Here is a 21415-nt window from a genome sequence, read left to right on the forward strand (position 1 = left end):
GGACTTATTTATCGTTTCTGGCCAAGGAATCGGGATCCACTACAAGCGTGACTTCCTTAGAACCTCCCCAGACGTCTATCTTATCCTTTTTCATGAAGGTCCCTAGTTCATTTTTTACTGTTGTGACAGTGGTATATGTCCCCGGCAAAAATGGACCATAGGTATCCTTCTTACTCTCTTTCACGGATTCCTTCAAGTTATTGATAGAAAGGGATAATTGATCATCATCATTTTGTCCCGACACTTTAATGAATCCGGTCTTCACCTTCAGCTTATATTCTTTAAATATACCCCATTTTTCACCGGTCTCCACCAGACTTACTTGCTGGTTGGTTGCTGAATAATCTTTATCTTCCACTTGTTCCTTCACCCCATCCTTAATGGCATCAAAGCTTGAATCATTGGCATTTAAATACTTTGCAAATGCCATAATGGAGTCTTTATTTACCACCGTTCCCTTTTTATCAGGATTGATTAACTCCTTAAGCTGACTGGCATCCTTCTTTTCAACTGCTTATGTAAAAGAGGACACTATCTTTTTCGGTTTGAAAAAACTAGCCTTACAAAAAAACCGGAAAGACATATTAAGTCTTTTCCGGTTCTTCCTGTCATTTATCGTTTATTTGCCTCCGAAACCTTCAAAACCTTACCTTTGACTTTTGTATTCTTCATCACTTTCAAGACCAGTGGACCTTTTCCATTCAGAATCTCCACATAAGATACATTGTCTTGAATGGTGATAATCCCGATGTCATCAGCCTTTACTCCATCTATCTTCGCAATTGTGCCGACAAAATCGACGGCTCTAATTTTCTTTTTCTTCCCACCATTAAAATACAGCTTCATAATTTGTTTATTAAGCTGTTCCCCTTTATCCTTTTTAATCGTTGGACGGGACTTTAGCTTCGCTTCGAAGGCCGCTTTCATGTCTGAGACAGTTTCTTTGGACGGGATCGGCATGTTAGGAATCGTGAATCCGATGTAGCTTTCAATTTCAGTAAGGAACTTGCCTTCGAACGGTGTCACAAACGTGATAGCCTTCCCTTTTTTGCCGGCACGTCCCGTTCTACCCGTACGATGAACATAACTTTCCTTTTCAAGTGGAAGGTCATAGTTAATTACATGGGTGATATTATCAATATCAATTCCTCTTGCCGCTACATCAGTGGCCACTAAATAGCGGAATTCCCCTCTTCTGTACTCGTTCATCACGGCCAGGCGATCCTCCTGAAGCATTCCGCCATGAATCATATCGCACGGATAATCTAATTCCATTAACTTTTCGCATACTTCGTCAACTTTATCTTTTGTTCGGCAGAACATGATGCAGCTATCTGGATTTTCGACAATCGTAACATCTCTAAGCAGATTAAACTTGTCCTCTTCCTTCACTTCGATAACAGCATGTTCGATTTTCTCAGTCGTTAAGCCCTTTGCCTTTATTTCAATATCCAACGGGTCGTTCATATATTTATGACACAGTTTTTTTATGCTCTCCGGTAAAGTTGCAGAAAACAGCATCGTTACGCGGCTCTTTGGCAGCAATTTAATAATGGCTTCCACTTGTTCTATGAATCCCATATTTAGCATTTCATCCGCTTCATCGATAACTAAGTGGGTTAGGCGATCTAAAACAAATGTACCCCTTTCAATATGATCAAGGACACGCCCAGGCGTCCCGACGACCATATGGCTTTTTTGCTTCAGTTCTGCTTGTTGCTGAGCAAATGGAGATTTACCATACACCGCTGTTGCCTTAATTCGTTTAAAACGGCCAATGTTCGTAATATCTTCTTTAATCTGTACAGCCAATTCCCGCGTCGGTGTCAAAATGAGTGCCTGTGGCTTATTTTCCTGCCAATCTACCATATCACAGAGTGGTATGCCGAATGCAGCGGTTTTCCCGCTTCCTGTTTGTGACTTTACGACTAAATCCCTTTTTTCCATTGCCACGGGAATCACTTCACGTTGAACTTCCGTTGGGTGCTGATAACCTAGGGTATCCAAAGCCCTAACAATCTCGTCACTTAATTTATAATCAATAAACTTAATTTGTGTCATATAATAGCCTCTTTTATTGTTTAGTGTCTTGCTTTATTGTTTCCGTAATGGTTATTTCCTTATACTAACTTCTATTATACGCGATATGCATCAATAAACCTTGTAATATCCTAAACCACTTCCCGCTTCAAAGACTTTCCTTCATGCCATCCGGGTATATTACTTTTTGAAAGACAAATAATATGATGGTTCCTTCATAGAGCATTTTTTATAGGATGACAATGCTACTGATTAATCAAAATGGATTAAAGGTTTAATGATATGCTAAAATATGTATGTAATGAATCAGTTAAATAACCATTAAAGGGAGAGTTTAATTATGATAATCGTAGCGAATAAAATCAAAGTAAAAAAAGGAATGGGAGCAGTAATGGCACCAGGTTTTACAGCACCAGGCCCACTAGATACGACAGAAGGCTTTGTTAAAGTTGAAGTATTATTAACGCAAAACTTAACGGACTATGACGAACTGAACGTAAATATGTACTGGGAAAACATGGACAACTTTACTGCATGGAGAAACAGCGATGCATTTAAAGCGGCACATAAACGTCCAGAACCTTCTTCAGATGAAGCTAAAAAAGAATCGCCTATCATTGGTAGCGAGCTTGTCACATATGAAATCGCGTCTGTAAAAGAAATCGCTAAGTAATTACCCTCACTTAAATGAGGCTGTAAACCTACAGCCTCATTTTCATGTTCAGGCAAGTATGGAGGATTCACCTTTCTCTATAGAAAAAAACAGTATGTAGGCGATACATACTGTGTTTCCCATTGGGCGTGGCGTACTTTAATTAACGGGCCTCCGTTTTCTTGATTTGCTTACTCCTTAATTGGCCACAGGCCGCATCAATATCTGTTCCATGTTCCTGACGGATTTTGCAATTCACGCCTCTCTTTTTCAGCGTGTCATAAAATGCGAGCACCGACTCCTTCTCGCTTCTTTGATATTGACTGTGTTCATCTACAGGATTATATGGAATCAAGTTAACATAAAGGCGGTGTTTCTTATCATCTAGCAGCTCTGCTAGCTGTTCAGCCTCTTCACGATGATCATTGACGTCCCTCAATAAGATATACTCAATCGTTATTCTCCGATTTGTTTTTTCCAAATAATAATCCAACGACTTCATTAATTTCTCGATTGGAATACCGCGATTTATTTTCATGATCCTGGTTCTAAGTTCGTTGTTCGGAGCATGTAAAGAAATGGCCAAGTTAACCTGTAATTGGGTATCCGTGAATTCATAAATCTTATTAGCCAGCCCACTCGTGGACACGGTAATCCGCCTTGCTGCAATCGCCAGCCCCTTATGGTCCATAATGACCCTCAAGAAGTCGATCATGTTGTCAAAGTTATCGAATGGCTCGCCTATACCCATTACGACTACATGACTTACGGTATCCCCATTCCCCAATTGGTCAAGATGAAGTTGAACATTCATGATCTGTTCCACTATTTCTCCTGCAGTTAAGTCACGACTTTTCGCTAATAAACCGCTTGCGCAAAAACTACAGCCTATATTACAGCCCACTTGTGTCGTGACACAAACCGATATTCCATATTTATGTCGCATCATGACCGTTTCAATAAGATTACCATCCAGTAATTTAAATAAAAACTTGATTGTCCCATCAGCTGACTCCTGCTTAACATGCTCAGTCAACGTTTGGATGACAAAGTTTTCTTCCAGTAATTGAATGCACTCTTTATTGACATCTGTCATTTCAGAAAAATCTGTAACACGCGTCCTATAAAGCCATTCCCATACTTGTGTTGCCCGAAACTTTTTGTGGCCATGCTCCAAAAGCCATGCTGTCAATTGTTCAAATGTTAATCCATAAATGGACTCCTTATTCATACGTTACCCTCTTTTCATAACATTAAATTACATTCTACTACCTATCTAGTTCTACCCGCAATCCTCTGGTACAGCTATTTATTTATGATATGGTTCATTTCTATTTATCCGAAACGCCCGATAGATTTGTTCCACTAAGACCAACTTCATCAGCTGATGGGGAAAGGTCATCTTAGAAAAGGAAAGTGCATAATCACTTCTTGAAATCACTTCGGCACTGAGCCCTAGTGACCCACCGATAATAAAGGCAAGCTTACTTTTTCCATAAGTAGCAAGTTGATCTATATGTGTCGCAAGCTGCTCGGAAGTGAGCTGTTTTCCATTGATTTCAAGCGTAATGACATAAGTATCCTGACTGATTTTGGCCAGGATCCTCTCACCTTCTTTTTGCTTGACGATTTCCATATCCGCGACACTCAAGTTTTCAGGAGCCTTTTCATCAGGCACTTCTATTAAATCTATAGTAGCATAGGCACCGAGCCGTTTTGTATATTCAGCAATTCCTTGCTTTAAGTATTTTTCCTTAAGCTTGCCAACAGTAACGATCGTTATCTTCATACTATACCCTCTGACTTTCCATGTTTTTTAGTTCAAATGTTGGAATTGCCTCCTATTATCATACCTTAGAGAGACCCATAAGCAAAACTAACAAATCCTTACCAACTTTCCAGCATAAGATTCTTGGTACGAAATAATATATGAGTTCATTTGTCTGCTATATAATAAAAAAACGCTGCCTTCCTAAAGAAATGGCAGCGGGGTTCCTCAAGAGCTTTAACTTTATGTTTTCCTCTTAATACAGGTTAAGAACAGGTTACAAACATGTTATCCACAATACTTATCCACATATCCACATTTTCTATCCACATGTTGTATGGGAATATTAGTTCGCTACTAGATATATAGCCATGTTTCGACAATATTCACAGGTTGTTGATAACTTATTTTCTTCTGGAACCAACGTTAATACAGGGTAGGTTTCGCATTCATACACCACTTCGTCTAGTGCCATCTCTACGTGTTCCTGGCAACAGTATACGTTCACTTTTTAATCCCCCCTTTTTCATTTACTGGTTAAACCACTTATCCACAATTAGTTTAGTATCATTCATCTTTTTCAAAATATCCACAGGTAATGGTATCAAACATAAAAAAAATCGCAAGCAAAAAGAACAGGAAAGCAAAGCTTCCCTGCCTTTTTTGCTTTTAAATATCGCCACTAGATAGCTCAATTTCTGCCGTTTCCTTTTTGCCATCTCGATAATAGGTGATTTTTACTTTGTCCCCTATTTTCTTTTCATTATAAAGATACTTCCTTAATTCTACAATATCATGAATATCTTCATTATCCATACCAACAATAACATCAAATTCCTTTAGGCCAGCTTTTCCAGCTGGTGAATTACTTTGAACACCAGTGATAGCAACACCAGACGTAACCTTTTTAGGTAACTTTAAAGTGTTTTGTTGGTGATACTGTGAAATTTCTTCAACAGATGCCAAATTCACACCTAAGTATGCACGTTTCACTTCACCGTATTTCTCAATATCACTGATAATCGGTATGGCAGAATCAATCGGAATGGAAAGACCAATACCTTCTACAGCATTTTCCGCAATCTTCATGGAATTTATACCAATGACCTGGCCGGACATGTTCACGAGTGCGCCTCCGCTATTTCCAGGGTTTATCGCGGCATCCGTTTGGATAACTTCTGCGTTCCAGTCCACTTGACCGTCCTCATCGATATCCACTTCAATCGTCCGCTCTACACCCGATATGATTCCTTGTGTAACGGATCCTGAGAATTGAAGCCCTAATGGGTTACCAATGGCAATGACTGGTTCACCCGGCTTTAATTTTTCAGTTGTACCGAACTCTGCCACCGTCTTAACTTTATCCGCTTCCACTACCACGACAGCTAAATCCGTCCATGGGTCACTTCCCTGTAATTCAGCAGGTAGCTTGGTTCCATCGCTTAAAGTGACCTCTAATTCATTAGCATTCTCGATAACGTGATTGTTCGTGACAATATAGGCTTTGCCACCTTCCTTTTTATACACGACTCCAGATCCTGTGCCGGCCTCGGCTGAACTGCTTTCGTTTCCTTTCCCACTCCAAAAGGATGTTTGTTGGATATTTGAGATACCCACCACTGCATCACTTGCCTTATCCACCGCATCTGTGACAGCACTGCTAACATCTACAGAAACTTTCTGTTGGATTGGTTTTCCCTCATCATTAGCTGTTGGCGTATCCGTTTGATTTTGGTCGTTTTCGTCATTTAACAACCCGACCCCTGGAAATGCTAGTAAAATCAGCAGGGCCCCAATGATGGCGCCTCCTAAGCCTGATAGAAAATAACCTGTACGGCTTCCTTTTTTCTGTTTATTTTGGTTCTCTTCATTCTCCTCATAATAACCCAAGATAGCTCCATCCTCTCTTTTTAGGAATGAATTATAGCAATTAATATTGTTTGATATCCACCATTAATTATACTCAATTAACAGGAAATATCTAAAAAAATGTATGTCAAACATTCTTTTTTTACCTTACCTATCAGTACTAACCAATCGATACCCTTTTTAATCCAATTACTAACTAACCTATAAAAAAAAGGAATGAAGCAGGTTCCCCCATTCATTCCTTTACTGATTATAATGAGACAAGCTCAGTCGGTTTTTTTGGATCGGTATCATATAGCGAAAATTGTTCACCAACGATTATCCCTTTTGTTTTTAACGTCTGCTCCACCGACATCCTGGCAAGGTCCTTCATATTATTATCCATACTTAAATGGGCCAAGTAAATTCGTTTCGTCTGATCTCCTGCCACTTCACTCATGGCCAGCGCCGCGTCTTCATTACATACATGTCCAACATCACTTAAGATTCTGCGCTTGATGCTCCATGGATATCTTCCCATCCGAAGCATCGACACATCATGGTTACTCTCGAATACATAGGCATCGGCATTTGAGATGATGCCTTTCATACGATCGCTAACATATCCTGTATCGGTAATGACAACAAGCTTCTTTCCTCCTTGGTGAAACACATAAAACATCGGTTCGACGGCATCATGCGATACACCAAAGGATTCTATATCAAGGCTTCCGAAGGTCTTGACTTGCTCCATTTCAAAGGCGAATTTCTGTTCAGGAGAAATTTCACCGATAGACCGTTCCATTGCTTGCCATGTTTTTGTATTCGCATATATGGGGAGTTTATGTTTTCTAGCGACCACGCCAAGACCTTTAATATGGTCGCTATGTTCATGCGTAACCAGAATTCCAGAAAGCTTGGACATATCTCGTCCGATATTCTGGAATAATCCTTCCAAAGCTTTCCCGCTCAATCCAGCATCCACTAGGAAAGATTGGTCCTCCGTTTCCACGAACAGGGCATTTCCCGTACTCCCACTTGCAAGTACACTAAAATGCATTGTCATTTATACTCACTCCAGTATTTTTTCTTCTGTATTTAACTCAATGACTTCACCATCAAACGCATTGACGAATAAATCCGTTTCATCATTCACCACCACCCACCAGGTTGGTACAAGAAGGTGGGAAGATGATGTGGTTTGCAGCGAATTATAAAATCCCAGCTTGACGTCCGTCACTTCATCTTTAGAAACTATATTTCCATGGCTATATAAGGCATAAACAGCATCCAAGTCAGAATAAAGCTCTTTCGGTTTATTGAACTTCTTTATTCCCACTAAATACGTCTGCTCATATGAAGTTACCTCGTCATCTTTATTCAAGTATAAAGTGACCTTCCCCTTACTATTGTTAAAAAACATCTTATTGTCATTAACTTGATAGCAGGTAATGGATTGTCCTTTCTTATCATAGCCCCAATAGCCATATTCACTTCCGTACATTATATTATCCTTCAGAAATAGATCAATATCGGCAGACTTAAATTCTTTCCCTAAACTGATGGGAGTTTTAAATGAACCGACAAGTTTATTCCCTTCTATGATATTTACCTTTTGGTTTTTCAGATCCTTTAGTTCTTTCTTGTCGAAGTTCTTGCTTTTGGCAATTAAAAATTGATCTTTCACCTTTTGTTTTGCCAGCGGATTCTTGATTGCAATATCGTCTTCTTTTAAAACTTCTTCATAGGAAGACTCCGTGATGAATTCGTCATATTGGTTATCGTTGATTTTCTCAAGCAACTGATACAGTAAAAATATATTCAAAACGAAAAACACCATAATGAATATGGATTTTGTGTTATTCCAATCCATCGTTATCGCCTCCTGCATCTTCAAAAGGCACTATCAACCATTTTTCACCGGACCGATAATACCAGGTCGGTTCTAGTGTAACGAGAGTAACGAGTTTAGAGTCCAACGATTTGTTTAACTTATAACCTATTGAAATGTCTTGTACACTTCCCAAATCGATGTTCTTGTTCCCCTTCAGTTGTTCCATCACTTCATTGCCTGTTGGTAAGGTCACTACAGGGTCTTCCGATGGCAGTACAGAGGCCAATGAGAAGAAGGGGCGTTGATAGCTATAAATATCTTCTTTCCCCCAAATCTGCTCGATTTCAGTCATTCCATATTCATTGAAAGCTGGATAACCATCTATAAATAAACGGAATATCACCCGTTGCTCATTTTCCGACAGGTAATCAAAACGGTAGTTACTACCTTCCCATCCGGCATGGTCATTGATAAAATCAATGCTTTTTTCCAATAGCTCACTCGAAGTTGCAAACACTTTGCTCTTTTGTGCCGGATTTATATAAGAAAGAACATAATCTTCTTTATTAACGGACAACAGTCTCGTACCATCTGAATATTCTTCTCCCCGGGTTACCGGCTCTTGACGTACATATTTGGGGTTATTGAATAAGGCATCTTTCAAATTCTCTATATCCAAATCATCAATATAATATTGGTATCGGTTGATTTCCACCGGATTCTCTGGAACAAATATCTTCTTTGTACCGTCGATAGTAAGAGCGGTATAAGTGGGATAATTTTTATTATAGAATTTCTCGCTGAAATTTCTAAGGTTAGTGGTAGGGACCTTCCCTTGATAAATCTGTTTCTTTTTATAGGAAATAAAATAAACGGCAGATTCATCCCCACCAATATCCTTTTGTTTAATCACGATTCGATCAAAGGAAAAATTCGACATGTCTTCGTCCTTAATATCGAGTACCGATTTATATAAGGACATCGGCACATCATCAGAAAAATTGATTTCGATAGATCTATCTTCATGGACGAAGTCTTCAAATTCTTTTTGAATCATCTTCAAAGAGACCTGCTTAATATCACTATAGGCCCATTGGGAAAACTCTTTTTCCATCCTTTCAATCTTCTCGGGGTCCACGGTCTGGAAGTGCTGGCCATTGCGATGAAAAAGGACGCTTACAGGTTTAATGACATCACTGACAATTTGTTCATCACTTTTGATCTTGATTAAATCAGATTCATCGATTTTTTCATATTCTGGCTCATACGTCCAAATATTCCATGTCAAGAAAACGCTTGTTCCAACTAAAATAGTCAGTATGATACTTTTCGCACGTTCAAAATTCATGCCCAATCATCCTCTTCTTCCTGTTCGTAAGGAAGTGTAAAGAACACCGTAGTTCCTTTTCCATCCACACTTTCCGCCCAAATCTTCCCGCCATGGGCTACGACCATTTCTTTAGCAATCGCCAAACCAAGGCCTGTCCCCCCAAGGTTCCTTGCCCGGGCTTTATCCACTCGGTAAAACCGATCAAAAATCTTATCGATCACTTTTTTAGGGATACCGACCCCTTGATCCGTTACGCTGATCACAATAAAGTTTCCTTTAGGCCTGATACGGAATGTCACTTGACCTCCTTCAGGAGAGTACTTCAAGGAATTTGAAATGATATTATAAAGAACCTGTGTAATTTTATCTTCATCGATATCGACAAAATACGCATCCTCTGGGATATCCCGTTTAAAGGTAATATCATCATTTTTCGTCATTTCAAAACGGTCAATAATATGACCATAAAACTTATTCAAATTTACCCATCCGGTTTTAAGCCTGTAATCTTTACTGTCCATCTTTGAAAGCTGTAACAGGTCATTTACAAGCCTGATCATCCGCTCTGTCTCATTTTGTGTGACACTCAAAAAGGAAGGGGCAATCTCTTCATCCTTCCAGGCACCTTCAGCCAAAGCTTCGAGATAGCTTCTCATCGTCGTGAGTGGAGTACGAAGCTCATGTGATACATTAGCGACGAACTCCCTACGTTCTTCCTCTATTTTTTCCTGCTCCGTGATATCATGCAACACGGTAATCAATCCATTAACGAATCCTGTTTCCTTTTGGATAACGGAAAAGTTCCCTCTTAAAATGAATGGCTGACCCTTTTTACTGTAATCAAGGATGATAGATTCTCTTTCTTCCAGCAAATCTTCAAACTTGTATTCTTCCTCAAGTCCCAACAATTCGATGATAGGTTGGTTCATGACCGCTTCGCGTGAGACACTTAAAAGCTGGGCGGCAGGTTCATTAATCAAATTCACCCGGCCACGTCTGTCCGTCGAAATAACACCATCCGTCATGTTGGCGAGAACTGATGAAAGTTTCCGCCTCTCCCCTTCCGTACTCGATTGCGACTCTTGGAGCTTTTTGGTCAGGTTATTAAAGGTAACGGCTAGTTGGCCTATTTCGTCATCGCCATATACCTTTACTTTCCGGGAGAAATTCCCCTTGGCCATCACCAACGCCTGTTTTCTCATATCCGACATCGGCCTTGTGATGGTCCGCGCAAGAAGAATCCCCAAAATAGCAGTAATGGCTAGAGCAATGGCCGTGCCTGTCATGAAGATGGAGTTGATTTCATCCATTTGTTCGAAAACGTTCTCCATCTCCGCAATGACGTAGACCGCTCCTATAACGGTCTCGTTTGCTTCAATAGGTGTTGATAGGACCCACACCCGCCTGCCCGTATTCTTGTCTCTGTATATCTCGTGTTCTTCACCACCATATGTCAACGTCTTCTTGATGATGGGAAGTGTCGTTTTCTTCCCTACAATTTCTTGGTTACTTGGATCCGAGGTCCCGAGCACCCGCCTGCTGCGTGTGTCGATGACGCGCACTTCCGAAATATCATTCGTCGAGTTATCGCGATCTTTCAAAACCGTGTTAATTGCTTCTTCGATGGTGGGGTCTTCCTCCCCCCTCACCTTTTCCATTTCTTCCCCAATGCTATAGGTAAGCAGGTTAACGTGGCCCTTTATTGACTTTGTAAAATTCCCAACAAGATTTTTTTCCAATTCCCCAACAAAATAAACCCCGATTATTTGCATGGCCACGAAAATAAGCAACACATAAATCAGGACGAATTTAAAATGAATTGAACGAAAAAAGCCAACCTTTTTCATAAGTTTACTCCTGTTCAGGGTTACGCAGGTAATAACCGACCCCTCGTCTTGTTACAATCCAGCCCGGGTGGCTTGGATTATCCTCAATCTTTTCTCTAAGACGTCTTACAGTTACGTCGACAGTCCGGACATCCCCAAAATAGTCATATCCCCACACGGTCTGCAATAAGTGCTCCCTTGTCATGACCTGGCCGATATGTTTGGCTAAATAATGAAGTAACTCGAACTCACGATGCGTTAACTCGATCGTTTCTCCTCGCTTTGAAACGACATACGCATCAGGATGTATTGTAAGATTGCCTATTGTAATTTCCTTCGGTTCATTTTCTTGATCCGGGACTGGCGCGGCTTGCTGACGTCTTAGGTTTGCTTTTACGCGAGCAATTATTTCCCGGGTACTAAATGGCTTCGTCACATAATCGTCCGCACCAAGCTCTAATCCTAATACCTTATCTATTTCCGAATCCTTTGCTGTTAACATGATGATGGGCGTTTCATACTTCTTTCTTACTTCTCTACAAACTTCCATCCCATCACGCTGTGGAAGCATGATATCAAGTAATATCAAATCAGGCTGAAGCTCCTCTACCATCTTAAGTGCTTCGTTGCCATCATAAGCACAGGAGACATCGTACCCTTCCTTTTTTAAATTGAATTGTAATATATCTGCAATCGGCTTCTCATCGTCCACTACCAAAATTTTCTTATCCATCTACCTATCTCCTTTTTAAAACATAACTTTTATCTATAAAAAACATGTCCTTGTCCGGGACGTTTATTCGTATAATCCTGTTGTTATAACTGACCTATCGAACTAGTAAATTAGATTCTTATAATATATTCCCTATAAAACGGCCAAAACACCTAAAAACGGCACATTGTGCCTCTTCTACTTTATCATTTTACAGGCATTAAATCACCTTTTACCTATTATTCTCATCTCTATATAAAATAGAAGAAGTCCCCGAAATAATTTTCGAGGACTTCTAACGACCTACTGGCTTATATAATCCAATGGATTTGCAAGAACCCCATTTTTATAGACTTCAAAATGAAGGTGAATGCCAGTTGAATTACCTGTTGATCCCATACTACCGATTTTCATTCCTTTTTCAATCTTTTGTCCTGCTTCAATTCCTATCGATTCCAAGTGGGCATAATTGGTTTTGTACCCGTTTTTATGATTGATGGTCACCTTATTGCCATAGCCGCCAGAGCTACCGGCAAATTCAACGATGCCGTGATCCGCTGCCTTAATGGTCCTAGAGGTAGGCCTAGCAATATCTATTCCCTTATGAAGCTTGCCCCAACGTTGTCCTTGCTTACTTGAAATATATCCTCCATCAGCGGGCCACGCAAAAGTCCCACTCCCTTCCGAAGGAATGACCTTTGTGCCTTTTCTGATGATCTCTTTTTGTTTGTGTTGAGTCATTTCCTTTTTCACGATGGTTTCACTGGTTTTTTTACCGTTTGTTTCGGCAACCTTATAGGTGGATGCCTGGACGCCTTCGCGCCCTTCTTGTTCTAGGAATGACTCGCCTTTCAGCAAATTCTTATCCTTTATCACTTCTCTCTCAAACGGGATTTTGGTTTGTTTCAATACTTCCCTTTCGACTAGTACATCCACGTAGGGCACTGTCTCCGTCACTTGAACCTTTTGCCCTTCACCAATCCTATAATCCTCTTCTAGCCCTGGATTGAGCTTTATCAGTTGCTCCAGTTTCATATCATAACGATCAGCAACCATTTCCAGATCATCTTCCTCCGTTGCCTCATAGGTCACTTCTTCTTTCTTGCCTTTTTTTATTAAGGAAATGACCTCGTTCACCGTCATGAGCTTATCCGGTTTCACAGTGGTTTTCTTCCAGGTGATCGGCATCGTGTACTCGATTGAAAGAATTTTGCTCTCTTTCTCTTTTAAAGACCCTGGCTGCTCTAACACACCTGCTTCCTGGTTGGATTCATATTCAGCCAATTCTTCTTCATCCATATATAATAAAGTAATCTTCCTTAAAACTTCCTTTGCGTCCTTCTTGGAAGGAACATAAGAAACTACTTGGTTACCGATGTTGATTTCATAAGCGGTAGCCCTTACCGTAAATTGATCCTCAAGTTCTTCCATGGTCTTTTTTTCATCTATTTCTGCATTAAATACATTCTCTTGCACAAGTGTAATCTGCGCTTCCTCATCAAATGTATACTCAGGGTAATCAGACTCTGCCTTGCTTACTTTTTCGCTTACCACTTTTTCTATTTCCTTTTCATCCGTTACACTTCCGATAAATTCTTCATCCATATACACATGCTGGATGGAAGTGATATTTACAATCTCAGCAGCCGTTGCCCGATTTCCGGCAAGCAGCAAGATTACGGAAATGACCAATAGAAAGCTACCTTTGATTTTTGAGCTAAACATCTATTGTCCCCCTTAATGGCTCATGAGCCATTTAAGAAACTAATCAAAAATTATGAGTTAGATTAACCTGTTTTCAAAATTCACTTGGATATGATTAATTTCTACAACTATTTTTCCACTCATAACTTTACCATAATGAAAAAAAAATCAAGAAATAGACTTTGTTTTGTAATATAAATGTATAAATAATGACAACAAGTACCAAACACAATTTGTTTGAAAAACAACGAGAGTAACTTGGCTAGCACGGGAAAAGGCGGTCCTGGTTGGGGAATGGAGTATAGTGGGCATTCTTGGTGGATATGATATGTTACAAACTGATAACAAACACTTAACAGATGTACCAGCGGTTTTTATGGGAAGATGACATTTTACCTTTTAAGACAACAAAAAAAGTGCCTTCAAGGGCACTTTACAAAAGGATGGCTCAGGACGGAATCGAACCGCCGACACAAGGATTTTCAGTCCTTTGCTCTACCGACTGAGCTACTGAGCCAAATAGTCTATTTCGTTATGAAAAGATCATGTAAAAAATAAAAATGGCGGTCCCGACGGGAATCGAACCCGCGATCTCCTGCGTGACAGGCAGGCATGTTAACCGCTACACCACGGGACCAGCAAATAGATAATATGATGAAAAGTGACCCATACGGGATTCGAACCCGTGTTACCGCCGTGAAAGGGCGGTGTCTTAACCGCTTGACCAATGGGCCGAAATAATGATGAGCCATGAAGGATTCGAACCTTCGACCCTCTGATTAAAAGTCAGATGCTCTACCAACTGAGCTAATGGCTCGTACTAATGAATGTTCTCCGTATGTCTTGCCTTGTCGTTTCTTTGTTCTACTGTGACGACGCTTTTTATATTATCATAGTTTTTATAGTTTGTGCAATAGTATTTTAAAATAAATTAAAATAAGTATTATTTTTTTTATATTCGCTAGCTTTAACATGATATCTTTTGTCACTTTTTATTAGTAAAGTGAAAAAGAAGCTGCACTAAGTCAGCTTCTTTCCTTACATTTACGCTAAACGCCAAGGGCTTCTTACGATGTTTGTTTGATTACGGTCAGGACCGACAGAGAAAGTAGTCAAAGGTATGCCTACAAGTTGAGATACGCGCTCTACATAATGACGAGCGTTAGCAGGTAATTCATCCAATGATTTACATCCTGTAATATCTTCCGACCAGCCTGGTAGCTCCTCATAAACTGGCTTACATTCACCTATCGCTTTCAATGTAGCTGGAACTTCATGAATGATTTCACCTTTATAATCATAAGCTACACAAATTTTAACCGTATCAAGGCCTGATAACACGTCAATGGAATTTAGAGATAAATCAGTGATTCCACTTACACGACGGGCATGACGAACGACAATCGCATCAAACCAGCCAACACGGCGCGGTCTGCCGGTTGTTGTACCGTACTCACGGCCCACTTCACGGATTTGGTTACCAACTTCATCTTGAAGTTCTGTTGGGAAAGGGCCATCTCCCACACGGCTTGTATAGGCTTTACATACACCGACAACATGGTTAATCTTCGTTGGTCCAACACCCGAACCAATCGTTACGCCGCCCGCGACTGGATTCGATGAAGTAACAAAAGGATATGTTCCTTGATCAATATCAAGCATGACCCCTTGAGCTCCTTCAAATAAAACGCGTTTCCCATCGTCAAGCGCATCATTTAAGACAACGGATGTATCGCATACATATTTCTGCACTTGTTGTCCATACTCATAGTATTCTTCCAGAATATCTTCGATTTTAAAACCTTCCGTTTCGTAAAAACGCTCAAACATGCGGTTTTTTTCAACAAGGTTTTGATTCAATTTTTCTTCGAAGATTTCACGGTCCAGTAAATCAGCCATCCGGATTCCATTACGAGCAGCTTTGTCCATATAAGCAGGACCAATGCCTTTTTTCGTCGTTCCAATTTTATTAGCACCCTTACGATCTTCTTCCACTTCATCCAACTTGATGTGATATGGAAGAATGACGTGAGCACGGTTGGAGATACGAAGATTATCCGTACTGACTCCATGACTATGTAAATAAGCAAGCTCTTCTACAAGTGCTTTAGGATCGACTACCATTCCGTTCCCAATGACACAAATCTTATCACTATAAAAAATTCCAGAAGGAATTAAATGCAGTTTATATGTTACCCCGTTAAATTTAATCGTATGTCCTGCATTATTACCACCTTGATACCGAGCGATGGCCTCTGCATTCTGGGATAGAAAATCTGTTATTTTACCTTTACCTTCGTCTCCCCATTGTGTACCGACTACTACAACTGATGACATCTGAAAAAAGCACCTCCAAAGGTTCACGTAATACCGATTTTTAACCGGTTCTTATCAATCAACCCTATTTTATCAGTAAATACGAAGGGAAGTCAATATAAAATCCGAACATTATACATTATATTAATAAATTTGTTCGTAAAAAATCATTCTAATTACCCCTGCAAATTTGATTCAGATTAATTATTCAGGAACTATTTACTATCCTCAATGTGAAAAAACAGCCCACCAGAAAAGCGGGCTGTTCCTCAATATATGAAATAGTAAAAACGAATTAAGCTCCAGGAGACATCGAATCATCATCGAAGCGCCGTTCGAGGTTCACGAATTTATTGTATTCTTTTACGAATGCCAGTGAAACTGTACCAACTGGGCCATTCCGCTGTTTTGCGATGATAATCTCGATGATGTTTTTATTCTCGGACTCTTTATCATAATAATCATCTCGGTATAAGAAAGCCACGATGTCTGCATCCTGCTCAATACTCCCTGATTCCCTTATATCGGACATCATTGGGCGTTTGTCTTGTCTTTGCTCCACACCACGGGATAACTGAGAAAGAGCAATCACCGGAACTTGCAACTCACGAGCGAGAGCTTTTAGTGAACGGGAAATTTCCGAAACTTCCTGCTGTCGGTTATCGCCTGAACGGCCATCTCCTTGAATCAATTGTAAGTAGTCAATCAATATCATTCCGAGCCCATGTTCCTGCTTCAAACGACGGCATTTTGACCGGATTTCGCCAATACGAACTCCAGGAGTGTCATCAATATAGATACCGGCGTTCGACAAACTTCCCATTGCCATTGTCAGCTTGCGCCAATCTTCATCTGTTAGAGCACCCGTCCGTAAGTTTTGAGCATTTATATTCCCTTCAGCACAAAGCATACGCATAACGAGCTGTTCAGAGCCCATCTCCAGACTGAAAATCGCGACGTTTTCGTCCGTTTTGGTTGCAACATTTTGGGCGATATTCAAAGCGAAAGCCGTTTTACCGACAGAGGGACGCGCTCCAACAATAATGAGGTCATTTCGCTGGAATCCCGCCGTCATCCTGTCCAGTTCAGCAAAGCCGGTTGGAATTCCTGTTACATCACCTTTTCGGTTGGTCAAGATTTCGATATTGTCATAGGTCCGCACCAATACATCTTTAATATTTTGGAATGATCCGGAGTTTTTACGCTGCGCCACTTCCATGATCGTTTTTTCAGCTTCCCCGAGGAGCTCCTCGACCTCGTCCTCACGACTATAACCTTCCTGGGCAATAGTAGTTGCGGTTCTGATCAAACGTCGAAGTAACGACTTCTCTTCCACGATTCGAGCATAATATTCAACATTGGCTGCAGTAGGAACCGAACCGGCCAGCTCACTTAAATAAGAAACTCCGCCTACTTCTTCAAGGTTCTTAGTGGCTGAAAGTTCTTCTGTCACCGTAATCAAATCGACAGCCTTACCTTCGTCGTTCAACTTGATCATTACGTTAAAGATTTTTTGATGCGAACTTCTATAAAAATCCTCTGGAATCAACAATTCCGATGTAACAGTAAGTGAGGATGGCTCCAAGAATATGGCCCCGAGTACTGCTTGCTCTGCTTCTATATTTTGAGGGGGAATTCTGTCCTGAAATTGCTCTATCATATCTTAAAACCTCCCAATCTAAGAGGATAATTTTTTAATTAATTCGTAGATTTTAGTTAAAAAAGAAAAAAAGTGACAGGACACCATAGCCCAATCACATTTTTTTCGTCTCTCTCTATTCTATCAATTTTTTTCAGATATGAAACCACTAAAATTAGTTAATTTCTTTCACTTGCACAGTTAAAGTCGCTGTGACCTCTGGATGAAGCTTCACAGGGACCTTCGTATGCCCTAAAGAGCGAATGCCTTCTGCAAGCTCCATTTTACGTTTGTCGATTTTAATACCGTGTTTTTTCTGAAGCTCTGAGGCCACCTGCTTCGTCGTAATGGACCCGAATAAACGTCCGCCTTCACCGGCTTTTGCGGATAACTCGACCGTTAACTTTTCGATTTCCTCTTTAAGGTCTTTTGCATGTTGAAGTTCTTCGGCAGCAAGAGATTCCTCTTTATTCTTCTGTGCTTCCAATGTTTTTACGTTGGCATTATTCGCCTCGATCGCCAATCCCTGCTTAATTAGGAAGTTATGCGCATATCCATCCGCTACATTCTTGACTTCCCCTTTTTTCCCTTTTCCCTTAACGTCTTTTAAAAAGATTACTTTCATTCTTTTCGTCCTCCTTCTAAATATTCATTAATTGCTGCTTTTAACTGGCTCTGCGCTTCTTCAATGGAGCAGACCATCTGGGTGGCGGCATTTGTTAAATGCCCACCGCCATTCAACATTTCCATGATTATCTGCACATTAACATCACCTAAAGAACGGGCACTTATGCCAACTGTATCCTCAGACCGTTTAGCCATAACAAAGGAAGCGGAAACGCCATCCATGGTCAAGAGCGTATCGGCTGCCTGGGCGATTAGAACCTGATTGTGTATTTGTTCAGATTTTGCAGAAGCAATTGCAATGCCCTTTTTATAAAAGACCACTTCTTCAATTAGTTTGGATCGCTTGATATATGTGTCCACATCTTCCCTTAGGAATTTCTGCACTAGTACGGTGTCTGCTCCATGCGCTCGTAAATATGAGGCTGCATCGAATGTACGTGAACCAGTTCTTAAAGTAAAACTTTTTGTATCGACAATGATTCCTGCAAGAAGGGCTGTCGATTCAAGCATATCAATTTTACTACGCTTTGGCTGATATTCAAGAAGTTCCGTTACCAGTTCAGCTGTTGAGGATGCATATGGCTCCATATATACCAGCAGAGAATTTTTGATGAATTCTTCGCCACGACGATGATGGTCGATGACAACCACCTTATCAATCCGATTCAACAGTCGTTCTTCTATTACCATCTTAGGCTTATGCGTATCGACGACGACGAGTAGCGTTTCGTCAGTAACCATTTCCAATGCAACTTCAGGCGTTATAAATCGTGCGTACAAATCTTCTTTATTTTTAATTTCTGCCATCAAACGGAGAACACTGCTATCGAGTTCCTGCGTATTGATTACAATATAGCCTTCGCGCTCATTCATCTGAGCCACTTTCAAAATACCTATAGCGGAGCCTATGGCATCCATATCCGGATTTTTGTGGCCCATGACAATGACCTTATCGCTATCGAGGACAATATCCTTTAAGGCGTGTGAAATTACGCGTGCACGTACCCTCGTGCGTTTCTCCATGGGGTTTGTTTTACCACCATAAAATTTCACTTTCCCATTTGCCTGTTTAATTGCCACTTGATCACCACCGCGACCTAAGGCAAGATCTAAACTCGACTGAGCAAGCGTTCCTAATTCCGGTAAAGAGGAAACTGCCGAACCTACCCCGATGCTAAGTGTCAAAGGTACATTCTGTTTTGCTGTCGTTTCCCTGATTTCATCCAAAATTGAAAATTTATCGTTCTCTAACTGTTGTAGGATATGCTCATTGAAGACAGCAATGAAACGTTCGGAAGATACCCTTTTGAAAAATACCCCATTATCCCTTGCCCACTTATCAAGCAGCGAGGTAACTAAGCTATTGATGCTACTTTTTCGCTGGTCTTCCATTCCCTGCGTTAAATCATCATAATTATCAAGTAATATAATCGCTATAGCTGTCCGCTCATCTTCGTATTGTTTTTCGATTTCCACTTGCTCTGTTACATCGAAAAAGTAAAGAAGTCTTTCCTCACGCTTATGAACCACTTTGAATTTCCGGTCATAGAGTGTGATGGTCTCCGTTTCAATCTCTTGTTTTATTAACGGGACAAGTGAGTCAGCTATATCATAAAGAGACCTTCCTGCCAGTGAATCTTCGCTAAAGCATGAAGCAAGGAATGGGTTGGTCCACTCAATATAAAAATCATCGTTAAAAAGCATGATCCCAATCGGCATCTCTAACAAGGCTTCCTCCCCTACCTTCTTTAACCGGTAGGATAACGTCGTGATGTATTCTTCGGTCTTACGCTGTTTTCTTTCTTCCATTTTCAATACCAAATAAAATAAACCGGACAGAATCAATAAACCAATAAGTGCAACAAACCAATTATAATAAGCCAGTACGCCCAAAAGTATCAATCCTGCAACCAGTAACCCGTATAATAGGGACTTAACCGAATAATCCTTTAAATAAGATGGCATATTTTCAGCTCCTAAAAGCATCTGTTTAACAGACTATTCCTTTTTCTTGATTGTTTCCCGAAAAGGGAACCCTAAATCTATTATACCTAAAAACCGAATAATGATTGCGAATATTGGCAGTAATAATGAGACAATCACTATCACAATCGGTATAGCCCTAGCCCAACCCTTCACATGACTGATATAAAACACAAGTGAATATCCTTGAATCATGATGAAAAATTGGAGAATGAAAAATAGGTTCGTAATGGCCATATATACAAAACCACCATTATCCATATTCATTAAAAGAGCTAAAAGCATCGTAATTAAATAATACCATAAAAGGCTTTTCGGAAGGCGAAGATCTCGGAAACGAGGCCAATTCAGAGGTTTATCACTAAACCTTTTTAGTATGGGGTGGGCCGCCAGGAAGATCAGTAATACCATGAAGATAGATGTAATCACGAATAAGCTTGGTAAAAGCGTATGCAACGTGTTTATTGAATCATGCATACCTTGGATAACCTTCTCCGTTGGTTCCTGACCAAACGATTTCATGATTTCTGTAGATGAATCAATGGACTCCTCTAAAACCTTCATGGTTTCCTCTATGTAATTCACTCCGAATAATAGTACTGTGACAGCATACGTCGCTAATGTTCCTCCCAAGAAAACAAGGACCGCACTGATGAACATGGGAACCATCGATGTATCCCTTTTCAAAAAGGAACCGATTGTCATGCCCGTCACTCCCATAAGTAAAGTCACCGGCAAGGACATGAAGGTGCCAATAAAAATGGTTAATAATGATCCAACAAAGAGAAAGCCAACTGTCCACGAAAGCTTTTGCTTTATCATCACCAGAATGAAAGGAATCGGCAAAAAGAAAAAGGTAATGAATCCTAACAAAGGAATATAAACCGTAATGAATAATAATATACAATATAACGCTAAAAGAGCACCGCCCTCAGCGATTTTTCTACCGCTATTCAACCAGATCCCCCCTATCATAAAATCGCTGAAATATCTTTACCTACATATTGTATCCGTTAAACCCAGGATATTTCAAACATCCCATTCTTTTTTTAAAATGAATTTTCTGAATCCAGTAAATAAAAAGATCCGCTAAATTAGCGGATCTACAAAAAAAGCACACCAAGGATTTCTCCTCA

17 protein-coding genes, 4 tRNA genes and 1 pseudogene are annotated in these 21415 nt (G+C 40.3%); 1 reads left to right on the top strand and 21 read right to left on the bottom strand.

What is annotated here, in order from left to right:
* Positions 1–4: 4 nt before the first annotated feature.
* Both ACQKL5_RS17620 and ACQKL5_RS17625 read right to left on the bottom strand, forming a co-directional pair.
* Positions 5–502: pseudogene (locus ACQKL5_RS17620) on the bottom strand (TcaA second domain-containing protein); the annotation flags it as partial.
* Between the two features lie 110 nt (positions 503–612).
* On the bottom strand, positions 613–2061 hold the full coding sequence (locus ACQKL5_RS17625) for a DEAD/DEAH box helicase (RefSeq protein ID WP_427610198.1): 1449 nt from the start codon (positions 2059–2061) through the stop codon (positions 613–615).
* A gap of 319 nt (positions 2062–2380) precedes the next feature.
* Between ACQKL5_RS17625 and ACQKL5_RS17630 the strand changes: the two genes are divergently transcribed.
* On the top strand, positions 2381–2713 hold the full coding sequence (locus ACQKL5_RS17630) for a heme oxygenase (protein ID WP_427610199.1): 333 nt from the start codon (positions 2381–2383) through the stop codon (positions 2711–2713).
* 142 nt (positions 2714–2855) lie between these two features.
* On the opposite strand, the gene rlmN is transcribed toward ACQKL5_RS17630, so the two are convergent.
* The 19 genes from rlmN to ACQKL5_RS17725 form a co-directional block, all read right to left on the bottom strand.
* A complete protein-coding gene (rlmN, locus tag ACQKL5_RS17635) occupies positions 2856–3923 on the bottom strand; it encodes a 23S rRNA (adenine(2503)-C(2))-methyltransferase RlmN (RefSeq protein ID WP_427610200.1) in 1068 nt (355 codons plus the stop codon).
* Positions 3924–4001: 78 nt separating this feature from the next.
* Positions 4002–4481, bottom strand: coding sequence for a 23S rRNA (pseudouridine(1915)-N(3))-methyltransferase RlmH (rlmH, locus tag ACQKL5_RS17640; RefSeq protein WP_427610201.1), 480 nt, complete (start codon positions 4479–4481; stop codon positions 4002–4004).
* A 325-nt stretch (positions 4482–4806) separates the two neighbouring features.
* Positions 4807–4968 (bottom strand): CxxH/CxxC protein, encoded by a 162-nt coding sequence (locus tag ACQKL5_RS17645; protein WP_427610202.1) that lies wholly within the window; start codon positions 4966–4968, stop codon positions 4807–4809.
* Positions 4969–5129: 161 nt separating this feature from the next.
* The gene (locus tag ACQKL5_RS17650; RefSeq protein WP_427610203.1) at positions 5130–6350 is read right to left on the bottom strand and encodes a S1C family serine protease; all 1221 of its coding nucleotides are present in this window, start codon (positions 6348–6350) and stop codon (positions 5130–5132) included.
* A 229-nt stretch (positions 6351–6579) separates the two neighbouring features.
* Positions 6580–7374 carry an MBL fold metallo-hydrolase gene (locus ACQKL5_RS17655; RefSeq protein ID WP_427610204.1) on the bottom strand — a complete coding sequence of 265 codons (795 nt, stop codon included), beginning with the start codon at positions 7372–7374 and terminating at the stop codon, positions 6580–6582.
* Between the two features lie 6 nt (positions 7375–7380).
* Complete coding sequence (locus ACQKL5_RS17660) at positions 7381–8181, bottom strand: two-component system regulatory protein YycI (RefSeq protein WP_427610205.1); 801 nt, start codon at positions 8179–8181, stop codon at positions 7381–7383.
* On the bottom strand, positions 8168–9490 hold the full coding sequence (locus ACQKL5_RS17665) for a YycH family regulatory protein (RefSeq protein ID WP_427610206.1): 1323 nt from the start codon (positions 9488–9490) through the stop codon (positions 8168–8170). Before ACQKL5_RS17665 ends, ACQKL5_RS17660 begins: the two co-directional genes overlap by 14 nt.
* Positions 9487–11319, bottom strand: coding sequence for a cell wall metabolism sensor histidine kinase WalK (walK, locus tag ACQKL5_RS17670; RefSeq protein WP_427610207.1), 1833 nt, complete (start codon positions 11317–11319; stop codon positions 9487–9489). Before walK ends, ACQKL5_RS17665 begins: the two co-directional genes overlap by 4 nt.
* A gap of 4 nt (positions 11320–11323) precedes the next feature.
* A complete protein-coding gene (yycF, locus tag ACQKL5_RS17675) occupies positions 11324–12031 on the bottom strand; it encodes a response regulator YycF (RefSeq protein WP_427610208.1) in 708 nt (235 codons plus the stop codon).
* 282 nt (positions 12032–12313) lie between these two features.
* On the bottom strand, positions 12314–13735 hold the full coding sequence (locus ACQKL5_RS17680; RefSeq protein WP_427610209.1) for a peptidoglycan DD-metalloendopeptidase family protein: 1422 nt from the start codon (positions 13733–13735) through the stop codon (positions 12314–12316).
* A gap of 423 nt (positions 13736–14158) precedes the next feature.
* Positions 14159–14231: transfer RNA gene (locus tag ACQKL5_RS17685), tRNA-Phe, on the bottom strand.
* Positions 14232–14275: 44 nt separating this feature from the next.
* Positions 14276–14351 (bottom strand) — tRNA-Asp (locus ACQKL5_RS17690).
* A 25-nt stretch (positions 14352–14376) separates the two neighbouring features.
* Positions 14377–14448, bottom strand: a tRNA-Glu gene (locus ACQKL5_RS17695).
* Between the two features lie 10 nt (positions 14449–14458).
* Positions 14459–14531: transfer RNA gene (locus ACQKL5_RS17700), tRNA-Lys, on the bottom strand.
* A gap of 227 nt (positions 14532–14758) precedes the next feature.
* Positions 14759–16051: an adenylosuccinate synthase gene (locus ACQKL5_RS17705; RefSeq protein ID WP_427610210.1), complete on the bottom strand. Its 1293-nt coding sequence runs from the start codon at positions 16049–16051 to the stop codon at positions 14759–14761.
* A 274-nt stretch (positions 16052–16325) separates the two neighbouring features.
* On the bottom strand, positions 16326–17690 hold the full coding sequence (gene dnaB, locus ACQKL5_RS17710) for a replicative DNA helicase (RefSeq protein WP_427610211.1): 1365 nt from the start codon (positions 17688–17690) through the stop codon (positions 16326–16328).
* A 154-nt stretch (positions 17691–17844) separates the two neighbouring features.
* Positions 17845–18294, bottom strand: a complete 450-nt coding sequence (gene rplI, locus ACQKL5_RS17715) for a 50S ribosomal protein L9 (protein WP_427610212.1) — start codon at positions 18292–18294, stop codon at positions 17845–17847.
* Positions 18291–20261: a DHH family phosphoesterase gene (locus ACQKL5_RS17720; protein WP_427610213.1), complete on the bottom strand. Its 1971-nt coding sequence runs from the start codon at positions 20259–20261 to the stop codon at positions 18291–18293. The genes rplI and ACQKL5_RS17720 overlap by 4 nt, the downstream gene beginning before the upstream one ends.
* 33 nt (positions 20262–20294) lie before the next feature.
* A complete protein-coding gene (locus ACQKL5_RS17725) occupies positions 20295–21236 on the bottom strand; it encodes a YybS family protein (RefSeq protein WP_427610214.1) in 942 nt (313 codons plus the stop codon).
* Positions 21237–21415: the final 179 nt, after the last annotated feature.

Origin of the sequence: Peribacillus sp. NPDC097675 (assembly GCF_050277655.1) — a bacterium.
Taxonomy (GTDB): Bacteria; Bacillota; Bacilli; order Bacillales; family DSM-1321; genus Peribacillus.

What these genes read in the sequence shown, in the direction of transcription:
- walK (WP_427610207.1), bottom strand. Translation starts at nt 11,319, where the DNA reads ATGAAAAAGGTTGGCTTTTTTCGTTCAATTCATTTTAAATTCGTCCTG.
- ACQKL5_RS17720 (WP_427610213.1), bottom strand. Translation starts at nt 20,261, where the DNA reads ATGCCATCTTATTTAAAGGATTATTCGGTTAAGTCCCTATTATACGGG.
- dnaB (WP_427610211.1), bottom strand. Translation starts at nt 17,690, where the DNA reads ATGATAGAGCAATTTCAGGACAGAATTCCCCCTCAAAATATAGAAGCA.
- ACQKL5_RS17630 (WP_427610199.1), top strand. Translation starts at nt 2,381, where the DNA reads ATGATAATCGTAGCGAATAAAATCAAAGTAAAAAAAGGAATGGGAGCA.
- ACQKL5_RS17665 (WP_427610206.1), bottom strand. Translation starts at nt 9,490, where the DNA reads ATGAATTTTGAACGTGCGAAAAGTATCATACTGACTATTTTAGTTGGA.
- ACQKL5_RS17660 (WP_427610205.1), bottom strand. Translation starts at nt 8,181, where the DNA reads ATGGATTGGAATAACACAAAATCCATATTCATTATGGTGTTTTTCGTT.
- rlmH (WP_427610201.1), bottom strand. Translation starts at nt 4,481, where the DNA reads ATGAAGATAACGATCGTTACTGTTGGCAAGCTTAAGGAAAAATACTTA.
- yycF (WP_427610208.1), bottom strand. Translation starts at nt 12,031, where the DNA reads ATGGATAAGAAAATTTTGGTAGTGGACGATGAGAAGCCGATTGCAGAT.
- rplI (WP_427610212.1), bottom strand. Translation starts at nt 18,294, where the DNA reads ATGAAAGTAATCTTTTTAAAAGACGTTAAGGGAAAAGGGAAAAAAGGG.
- ACQKL5_RS17625 (WP_427610198.1), bottom strand. Translation starts at nt 2,061, where the DNA reads ATGACACAAATTAAGTTTATTGATTATAAATTAAGTGACGAGATTGTT.
- ACQKL5_RS17705 (WP_427610210.1), bottom strand. Translation starts at nt 16,051, where the DNA reads ATGTCATCAGTTGTAGTAGTCGGTACACAATGGGGAGACGAAGGTAAA.
- ACQKL5_RS17680 (WP_427610209.1), bottom strand. Translation starts at nt 13,735, where the DNA reads ATGTTTAGCTCAAAAATCAAAGGTAGCTTTCTATTGGTCATTTCCGTA.
- ACQKL5_RS17655 (WP_427610204.1), bottom strand. Translation starts at nt 7,374, where the DNA reads ATGACAATGCATTTTAGTGTACTTGCAAGTGGGAGTACGGGAAATGCC.
- rlmN (WP_427610200.1), bottom strand. Translation starts at nt 3,923, where the DNA reads ATGAATAAGGAGTCCATTTATGGATTAACATTTGAACAATTGACAGCA.